Genomic DNA, 9142 nt, shown 5'->3' with positions numbered 1-9142 from the left:
GCCCGCCTCCTCGAAGGCGCCCCCGCCACCGCCACCGCCGAAGCCGTCAAAGACCCCGTCATGGCCGCCATGATCGGCGGCATGGACCTCCAGCAGGCCATCGTCGCCGGCGGCGGAGCTCTGCCCGCCGACAGCAACGGCACCCCCTGGAACGGCAAATACATCATCGCCTCCGGCAACCTCCTCGCCGACTTCCGCGCCAACGCCGCCGCCGAAGCCCAAGGCCGCCTCCAAACCGCCCGCCTCTACAACATGACCGACGACCCCGGCGTCAAAGCCATGCTCAAGTTCAACCTCGCCCGCGACACCGTCCACCAAAAGCAATGGCTCGCCGCCATCGAAGAGCTCAAAGCCGACGGCCTGGAGGACGAGATCGCCCCCAACGCGTTGCTGGACGAAGAAGACCAGACCCACAACCACACCATCTGGCACCTCTCCGACGGCCCCGACGGCGCCAAAGGCACCAGCTGGACCACCGACGCCGGCATCGAATACCTCATGGACCCCCAACCGCTCGGCGGGCCGGGCACTGCACCCAAACCCGACCCCGCCCTCTACGGCACCTACGCCCCGCTCATGGACGCCAAGGGCACGGCCAAGGGCAAGGCCAAGGAAGTCAAGAACAAGCTGACCTGACCCGACCGCGATCGGTGCGGGACCGCTGAACACCCAGCGGTCCCGCGCCGGGTGGTGCGTCCGGGTGAGGAGGGCGACGTCACGGTGTCCGGGGTCCCCCGACGGGGTATCCCAGCCGGAGATCACCCGCACCTCTGGAGGCCCAGTGCAGCCCTGGCCCGGTTCCCCCTACCCGCTCGGAGCCGATTACGACGGCGTCGGCACCAACTTCGCGCTCTTCTCCGAGGTCGCCGAGCGCGTCGACCTCTGCCTGTTCGCCCCGGACGGAACCGAGACCCGGGTCCGGCTGCCGGAGGTCGACGGCTTCGTCCACCACGGCTACCTGACCGGTGTCGGGCCCGGTCAGGAGTACGGCTTCCGGGTCCACGGGCCGTACGACCCCGCTCGCGGGCTGCGGTGCAACCCCGCCAAGCTGCTGCTCGACCCGTACGCCAAGGCGGTCACCGGCCGGGTGGACTGGGACGAGTCCGTCTTCAGCTACCGCTTCGGCCGGCCCGAGGAGCGCAACGACGACGACTCGGCGGCCCACACGGTCCGCGCGGTCGTCGTCAACCCGTACTTCGACTGGGCCAACGACCGGCCGCCGGGCGTGCCGTACAACGAGACCGTCGTCTACGAGGCCCACGTCCGCGGGCTGACGAAGCTGCACCCGGACATCCCGGAGGAGCTGCGGGGCACCTACTCCGGGCTGGCGCACCCGGTGATGATCGAGTACCTGAAGACCCTCGGCGTCACGGCCGTCGAGCTGATGCCGGTCCACCAGTTCCTGCACGACCACGCCCTCACCGAGCGCGGCCTGGCCAACTACTGGGGCTACAACACCATCGCCTACTTCGCGCCCCACAACGGGTACGCCGCCTCGATCATGCCCGAGACGCCGGGCAGCGAGGTGCACGAGTTCAAGGCGATGGTGCGGGCCCTGCACGAAGCGGGGATCGAGGTCATCCTCGACGTCGTCTACAACCACACGGCCGAGGGCAACCACCTCGGGCCCACGCTGTCCATGCGCGGCATCGACAACCAGGCGTACTACCGGCTGGTCGAGGACGACCCGCAGTACTACATGGACTACACGGGAACCGGCAACTCGCTCAACGTGCGGCAGCCGCACACCCTGCAGCTCATCATGGACTCGCTGCGGTACTGGGTCACCGAAATGCACGTCGACGGCTTCCGCTTCGACCTCGCCGCCACCCTGGCCCGCGAGTTCTACGACGTCGACCGGCTGGCCACCTTCTTCGACCTGGTGCAGCAGGACCCGGTGGTGAGCCAGGTGAAGCTGATCGCGGAGCCGTGGGACGTCGGCCCCGGCGGGTACCAGGTCGGCAACTTCCCGCCGCTGTGGACCGAGTGGAACGGCCGCTACCGGGACACCGTCCGCGACTTCTGGCGCGGCGAACCGGCGACGCTGGGCGAGTTCGCGTCGCGGATCACCGGCTCGTCCGACCTCTACCAGAGCGACGGGCGGCGCCCGTTCGCGTCGATCAACTTCGTCACCGCCCACGACGGCTTCACGCTGAACGACCTCGTGTCGTACAACGATAAGCACAACGAAGCCAACGGCGAGGACGGCCGGGACGGCGCCGACGACAACCGGTCGTGGAACTGCGGCGCAGAGGGCCCGACCGAGGACGAGAAGGTCCTGGACCTGCGGGCACGCCAGCGCCGCAACCTGATCGCCACGCTGCTGCTGTCCCAGGGCGTGCCGATGCTGCTGCACGGCGACGAGTTCGGGCGCACCCAGCAGGGCAACAACAACGCCTACTGCCAGGACAACGAGCTGTCCTGGGTGGACTGGTCGCAGCTGGAGCAGCACCGCGAGCTGTTCGAGTTCACCTCGGCCGTCGTCGACCTCCGCCGCCGGCACCCGGTGTTCCGCCGCCGCCGCTTCTTCGCCGGCCGCCCGATCCGCCGCGGCGACGAACTGCGCGACATCGCCTGGTTCACCCCGGCCGGCGAGGAGATGACCGACCAGGACTGGGAGGCCGGCTTCGGCCGCAGCATCATGGTCTTCCTCAACGGCACGGCGATCCCCGACCTCGACGCCCGCGGCGAACGGGTGCTGGACGACTCGTTCCTGCTCTGCTTCAACGCCCACGACGACGACATCACGATGACCGTCCCCGACGGCGAATACGGCGCGGAGTGGGCGATCGTCCTCGACTCGGCGACGGGCGAGGTGTTCCACCGGTCCGTCGGCGGCGTGCTGGTCGGCGTGGCGGGCGACCAGCTGGCCACCCCGCGCACGGTGGCGGGCAACGGCACGGTGGTGGTCGCCGGCCGCGCCCTGACCGTGCTGCTGCGGACGAAGGAGCAGGACGGGTAAGCCCGGGCCCGCGGGGTAGCCGGAGCCCGGCGGCGGGCACCCCGGCTACCGCCGCGGGAAACGGGAGGCACCATGGGCAAGGCGACACACCACCTGGAGGTCCACGCGCCGGCGCAGGCCTGCTACGACTGGTGGCGGCCGCTGACCCGGCTGCCGGAGATCTTCTCCGACGTCGAATCGGTCGAGGCGGTCACCGGCGACGGGTCGCGGACGCGCTGGAAGGTGGCGGGCCCGGCCGGGACGACGGTCGAGTGGGAAGCGGCGATCACCGAAGACGCGCCGCCACACCGGCTGGCGTGGACGACGGCCGCGGACTCCGATCCCGACGTCACCCACTCCGGCAGTGTCCGGTTCGAGGACAAGGGCGGCAACCGGACGGAAGTGGACATCACCATCGAGTACCACCTGCCCGCCGGCAAGCTCGGCGAAGCGGTCGCGACCCTGCTCGCCGACCCCCAGCGCAAGGTGGAGCGGGCCGGCGCCGAATTCAAGCGCGTCATCGAGACCCGGTGAGGCACGGGACGCCGGCGGTGCAGGACGAGCCGCCGGCGTCCCGGGCAGGGGTCAGCCGAGGCCCGGGCCCTGGGCCGGCTGCGGCCCGGAGGTGCTGCGCCCGGCGCGGGCGGTCAGCAGGCCGAGGGCGATCATGCCGACGCCGAGGGCGAGGTGCAGCCAGTTGTCGGCGGTGTTCACCGGCACGAAGTTCGCGTCGCTGCCGTGGTCGATGAGCAGGCCGTACAGCCACAGGACCAGGTAGACGGCCCCGCCGGCGACCAGGTACAGCCGGGCGCCGCGCGCGGTGCGGGCCGCGGCGAGGCCGACGACGCCGAACAGCAGGTGGACGATGTTGTGCAGGACCGAAACCATGAACACGCCGAGCAGCATGGCCATCGAGTCGTGGCCGGCGAAGCTCAGCTGGTCGTAGTGCGTGGTGACGCCCGGGATGAACCCGAGCAGGCCGACCAGCAGGAAGACGACCGCAACGACCGCGGCGGCGACCTGCACGGGCGACTTCGTGCGGGGGTGGGTGGCGGTGGACATGGGATTTCCTTTCCGCAGTCGGCGCGCCCGCCCGGTGGGAGGGCGCCAGGCCGGGCGGCTACCCGGCGGTACCGCGGCTAATCTCCAGCGTGGCCACGGTGCGGCTTCACCCGCAAAAGACCACTAGGCGCCGGATGTCCGGAACCCGGACGGATGAACTTCCGGCCGGTCGCCGCGCGCGTGTGTATCCGGGCCCGGACGGGGGTACGCGCGCGGGCAAGGCCCGTTCCCGGCAGCTCCAGGTGGGAGTCCGATGACCGACACGGTGGCACGCCCGGCCCCGATCCCGCACCGGCCGGTGCAGCGGGGGAAGCGCGGCGCGACGATCCTGAAGACGATCCGCACCACCGACCACAAGACGATCGGCGTGCTGTACCTGACCACGTCGTTCGGGTTCTTCCTGATCGGCGGCCTGACGGCGCTGCTGATGCGCGGCGAGCTGGCCCGGCCCGGCATGCAGTTCCTGTCGCCGGAGCAGTACAACCAGCTGTTCACCATGCACGGCACGATCATGCTGCTGCTCTACGCCACGCCGAACCTGTTCGGGTTCGCCAACTTCGTGCTGCCGCTGCAGATCGGCTCTCCGGACGTGGCGTTCCCCCGGCTCAACGCGTTCTCCTACTGGCTGTACCTGTTCGGCGGGACGATCGTGCTCTCCGCCTACGCCACGCCCGGCGGCCCGCCCGACTTCGGCTGGACCGCCTACACGCCGCTGTCCAACGCCATCCACAGCCCCGGCGTCGGCGGCGACCTGTGGATCACCGGGCTGATCGTCGCCGGCCTCGGCACGATCCTCGGCGCGGTCAACATGATCACGACCGTGGTGTGCCTGCGCTGTCCCGGGATGCTCATGTGGCGGATGCCGATCTTCACCTGGAACATCCTGTTCACGTCGATCCTGATCCTGCTCGCGTTCCCGATCCTGACCGCGGCGCTGTTCGCTCTGCTGGCCGACCGGCACCTCGGCGCGCACGTGTTCGACCCGGAGAACGGCGGCGCGATCCTGTGGCAGCACCTGTTCTGGTTCTTCGGCCACCCCGAGGTGTACGTGGTCGCGTTGCCGTACTTCGGGATCGTCACCGAGATCGTGCCGGTGTTCAGCCGGAAGCCGCTGTTCGGCTACAAGCTCATGGTGTTCGCGACCATCGGGATCACCGGGCTGTCGGCGGTGGTGTGGGCGCACCACATGTTCGCCACCGGCGCCGTGCTGCTGCCGTTCTTCTCGATCATGACGTTCTTCATCGCGGTGCCGACCGGGATCAAGTTCTTCAACTGGATCGGCACCATGTGGCGGGGGCAGCTGACCTTCGAGTCGCCGATGCTGTGGTCGGTCGGGTTCATGGTGACCTTCCTGCTCGGCGGCCTGACCGGGGTCATCCTCGCGTCGCCGCCGCTGGACTTCCACATCCACGACAGCTACTTCGTCGTGGCCCACTTCCACTACGTGCTGTTCGGCACGATCGTCTTCGCGACCTTCGCCGGGATCTACTTCTGGTTCCCCAAGATCACCGGCCGGATGCTCGACGAGCCGCTGGCGAAGTGGCACTTCTGGACGACGTTCATCGGCTTCCACACGACGTTCCTCATCCAGCACTGGCTCGGCGACGCGGGCATGCCCCGCCGCTACGCGGACTACCTGTCGAGCGACGGTTTCACCTGGATGCACATGGTGTCCACGATCGGTGCGTTCCTCCTCGGCCTGTCGGTGCTGCCGTTCATCTGGAACGTCTTCAAGAGCTACCGCTACGGCGAACCCATCACGGTCGACGATCCCTGGGGCTACGGCAACTCCCTCGAATGGGCCACCACGAGCCCGCCGCCCCGGCACAACTTCCTCGAGCTGCCGCGCATCCGCTCGGAGCGCCCGGCGTTCGAACTGCACTACCCGCACATGGTCGAACGGATGCGCGCCGAAGGACACGTCACCCGCGGGCACCCCGAAGGCAAGGCTTCGGGCGCGGAGCTCGCGGCCGCCGCCACCCAGCCCGGTGACCAGGGCGAAACCGAGGATCCCCGCGGCCGCTGAGCCGCCGGGTGGCCGCCCGCGGTGCGGGCGGCCACCCGGGCCGAGCCGGTCAGAGGATGGGTGTCCCGCCGGTGACCGCGACCCGCGCCCCGGACACGTAACTGCCGTCGTCGGAGGCGAGCAGCACGTACACCGGCGCCAGCTCGGCCGGCTGGCCGGCGCGGCCCAGCGGCACCTGCTCACCGAAGGTCTTCACCGCCTCCTCCGGCATGGTCGACGGGATCAGCGGCGTCCAGATCGGCCCCGGCGCGACGCTGTTGGCCCGGATCCCCTTCGGTCCCAGCATCTGCGCCAGCGCGGCGGTCATGTTGGCGATGCCCGCCTTGGTGACGTCGTAGGGCAGCAGCTGCGGGGTGGGGTTGTCGGAGTTCACCGACGAGCTGCCGATGATCGACGCGCCCGGCTTCATGTGCGGCACCGCCGCCTTGACGAGGTGGAAGAACGCGCTCAGGTTGATGGCGAGGGTGCGGTCCCACTCCTCGTCCGGGATCTCTTCCAGGGTCTCGTGGCTCATCTGGAAGGCGGCGTTGTTCACCAGGACGTCGATCCGGCCGAACTCTTCGACCGTGCGGGCGACCAGGGCCCGGCAGTGCGCCGGATCGGCGACGTCCCCGGGCACGACAACGGCCTTGCGCCCGGCCTCCTCCACCCAGCGCCGCGTCTCTTCGGCGTCCTCGTGCTCGTCCAGGTAGGAGATCAGCACGTCGGCGCCTTCGCGCGCGTAGGCGATCGCGACCGCGCGGCCGATGCCGCTGTCCGCGCCGGTGATGAGCGCCGCCTTGCCGGTCAGCTTGCCGGAGCCGCGGTAGGTGTGCTCGCCGTGGTCGGGCCGCGGCGTCATCGCGGCGGTCGTCCCGGGCGGGGTCTGCTGCTGCGGGGGCTGCTGGGACACAGTGGCTCCTCGGGTGCGGTGATGGCTCTTCCGTCCCCGTGTTCCCGGCCGCGGGCGATTCAGTCCGTCATCTTGATGATGACTTCCTACTTGTCATCGTTCTGATGACATGCTAGAACAGAAGTGCGTGTTGACACCCACCGTCGAAGTCAGGAGGAGGACACCGATGTTGATGCGCACCGACCCGTTCCGCGAGCTGGACCGCCTCACCCAGCAGGTCTTCGGCACCGCCGGCACCTGGACCAAGCCCGCCGCGATGCCGATGGACGCCTACCGGGCCGGCGACGAGTTCGTGGTCTGCTTCGACCTGCCCGGCGTCGCCGCGGACGCCATCGAGCTCGACATCGAGCGCAACGTGCTGACGGTCAAGGCCGAGCGCCGCCCGCTGCCCAGCGGCGACGACGTGCAGATGCAGGTCTCCGAACGGCCGCTCGGGGTCTTCTCGCGCCAGCTGTTCCTCGGCGACACCCTCGACACCGACCACATCGCGGCCGACTACGAGGCGGGCGTGCTGACGCTGCGCATCCCGGTCGCCGAGAAGGCCAAGCCGCGGCGCATCGAGATCACCGGCAGCCAGTCCGACCGCAAGGAGATCCAGGCCTGAGGGACGCACGGTGAACGACCACGTTCGTGCCGCGGCGGAGCGGATCTTCGCCGCGGCCGCCGAACTCGGCACCACCCGCCAGGAGGCGATCCTCGTGACCCGGGCGGTCCACGCGGTCAAGAAGGGCCGCCCGACCGAGGTCGCCCTCACCGACACCCCGCAGCACCGCCGGCGTCAGCTGGCCCACGTCGTCGGAACCGTGTTGTGGGACCCGTACCTGAACGCGGACGAGGTGCTCGCGGCCGTCACGAGCGCTCCGCGCGAGCGCCCGGTTCCGGCCGCCGCCTGAGGATCACTCCCCCGGTCCGGGCCGGCGCACGGTCAGCGCCGGCCCTTCGCCGCGCCCCGAAAGCGGCGTCGGGCCGAACCAGTCGAGGCACACGACCATCGCGTCGTCCTCGGCCTGGCCGCCGTGCCGGCGGGTCGACAGTTCCCGCAGCATCGCGCCGGGGACGTGCGCCGCCGGCAGCTCGGCCGTCGCCGTCACCGCCTCCGCCAGCTCGCGGTCGCCGTAGAGCTCACCGTGCGGGCCGAGCGCGTTGTAGACGCCGTCGCTGACGAAGACGAACCGGTCACCCTCGGCCGCCTGGAACCCTTCGACCGTGTAGATCGTGCCGTCGAACGTGCCCAGCGGCAGCTGCTCGTCGAACAGAACCCGCTCGGCCTTGCCGTCCCGCAGCCGCCAGAGCCGGGGCGAGCCGGCGTCGACCACGGACACCGCGCCGGTGGCGAGGTCGAACTCCAGCAGCAGCGCCGCCACGTGCTCGGCGCCGCGGAAGTGCGCGTACAGCGCCTGGTCGGCGAGCTCCGCCTGGGCGTCGAGGGGCACCCCGGCGCGCCGGGCGTTGCGCAGCGCGTTGATCGCGAGGTTGGTCAGCAGGGCCGCTTCGCTGCCCTCCCCCATGCCGTTGATCAGCGTCACGGCGAGCTTCTGCGCCGACGCCGACCAGTCGAAGCAGTCGCCGTAGATGGCGTAGGCCGGCTCGAGCTGGCCGCCGAGCGCGAACTCGGCCCGCGTGCAGGCGCGCCCGGGCAGCAGCTGCCACTGCATCTCCGCCGCCAGCGTCAGCCGCGACGAACGCCGCGCCTGGATGTAGAGGTCGGTGTCCCGGTCGGCGACGAACAGCTCGTGGGCCACCGCCTCGGCGAACCGCTCGAGTTCGGCCCACACCGGCGGTTCGGGCTCCTGCGGCAGGGTGACGGCCAGGACGCCGAGCCGGTCGCCGCGCACGCTGACCGGCAGGTAGCCGGTGACGCGGTCGCCGTCGCGGGTGAACGCGGCCGCCTGCGCGACGAACGCCGCGCCCGGCGAGGTGCCCTCGACCGGGATCGGCTCCGCCGTGTAGGGCTGCTCGCCCACCTGGCACAGCTCCGTCAGGGCGTAGTCGGCCATCAGCAGCTCGACCGACAGCGCACCGAAGTGCTCCCCGAGTCCCGCGCGCAGCGCCCCGGGCAGGTCGTGCGGCGGTACGTCTCGGAGAAGACGCTCCACCGCCAGGGATCTGTCCAACGCCTGCCTCCTGCTCACGGGGTCCCAGCGCGCCGGCGCCGGAGTCGGTCCTGTCGAGTCTGCGCCGCTCCGGCGGGCCGGTCCACGGCGAGTCGCGCGAGCTGTGC

The 9142-nt window shown here is 70.6% G+C and carries 9 protein-coding genes; 6 read left to right on the top strand and 3 right to left on the bottom strand.

From position 1 onward, the window contains the following. The 3 genes from AB0J55_RS37940 to AB0J55_RS37930 all read left to right on the top strand — a co-directional run. On the top strand, positions 1–636 hold a 636-nt coding region (locus AB0J55_RS37940; protein WP_364260162.1), incomplete at its 5' end, for a manganese catalase family protein. A gap of 145 nt (positions 637–781) precedes the next feature. Continuing rightward, positions 782–2962: a glycogen debranching protein GlgX gene (gene glgX / locus AB0J55_RS37935; RefSeq protein WP_364260159.1), complete on the top strand. Its 2181-nt coding sequence runs from the start codon at positions 782–784 to the stop codon at positions 2960–2962. A gap of 72 nt (positions 2963–3034) precedes the next feature. Next, complete coding sequence (locus AB0J55_RS37930; protein ID WP_364260157.1) at positions 3035–3475, top strand: SRPBCC family protein; 441 nt, start codon at positions 3035–3037, stop codon at positions 3473–3475. Between the two features lie 51 nt (positions 3476–3526). Here the strand turns inward: AB0J55_RS37930 and AB0J55_RS37925 are convergent, their stop codons facing one another. Next, positions 3527–4003: a DUF4383 domain-containing protein gene (locus AB0J55_RS37925; RefSeq protein ID WP_364260154.1), complete on the bottom strand. Its 477-nt coding sequence runs from the start codon at positions 4001–4003 to the stop codon at positions 3527–3529. Positions 4004–4256: 253 nt separating this feature from the next. Between AB0J55_RS37925 and ctaD the strand changes: the two genes are divergently transcribed. Then, positions 4257–6029 (top strand): cytochrome c oxidase subunit I, encoded by a 1773-nt coding sequence (ctaD, locus tag AB0J55_RS37920; RefSeq protein ID WP_364260151.1) that lies wholly within the window; start codon positions 4257–4259, stop codon positions 6027–6029. Positions 6030–6078: 49 nt separating this feature from the next. Here the strand turns inward: ctaD and AB0J55_RS37915 are convergent, their stop codons facing one another. Next, positions 6079–6921 (bottom strand): SDR family oxidoreductase, encoded by an 843-nt coding sequence (locus AB0J55_RS37915; RefSeq protein ID WP_364260148.1) that lies wholly within the window; start codon positions 6919–6921, stop codon positions 6079–6081. Between the two features lie 166 nt (positions 6922–7087). Here AB0J55_RS37915 and AB0J55_RS37910 point away from each other — a divergent pair, with 166 nt between their 5' ends. Both AB0J55_RS37910 and AB0J55_RS37905 read left to right on the top strand, forming a co-directional pair. Continuing rightward, positions 7088–7525 carry an Hsp20/alpha crystallin family protein gene (locus AB0J55_RS37910; RefSeq protein ID WP_364260145.1) on the top strand — a complete coding sequence of 146 codons (438 nt, stop codon included), beginning with the start codon at positions 7088–7090 and terminating at the stop codon, positions 7523–7525. 10 nt (positions 7526–7535) lie between these two features. Next, on the top strand, positions 7536–7814 hold the full coding sequence (locus AB0J55_RS37905) for a hypothetical protein (RefSeq protein WP_364260142.1): 279 nt from the start codon (positions 7536–7538) through the stop codon (positions 7812–7814). 3 nt (positions 7815–7817) lie between these two features. Here the strand turns inward: AB0J55_RS37905 and AB0J55_RS37900 are convergent, their stop codons facing one another. Beyond that, positions 7818–9035, bottom strand: a complete 1218-nt coding sequence (locus tag AB0J55_RS37900; protein ID WP_364260139.1) for a PP2C family protein-serine/threonine phosphatase — start codon at positions 9033–9035, stop codon at positions 7818–7820. Positions 9036–9142: the final 107 nt, after the last annotated feature.

The organism is Amycolatopsis sp. NPDC049688, from assembly GCF_040674975.1.
GTDB lineage: Bacteria > Actinomycetota > Actinomycetes > Mycobacteriales > Pseudonocardiaceae > Amycolatopsis.
The sequence above is the reverse complement of the archived record's forward strand: the minus strand, read 5'-3'. Positions and strand labels throughout refer to the sequence as shown.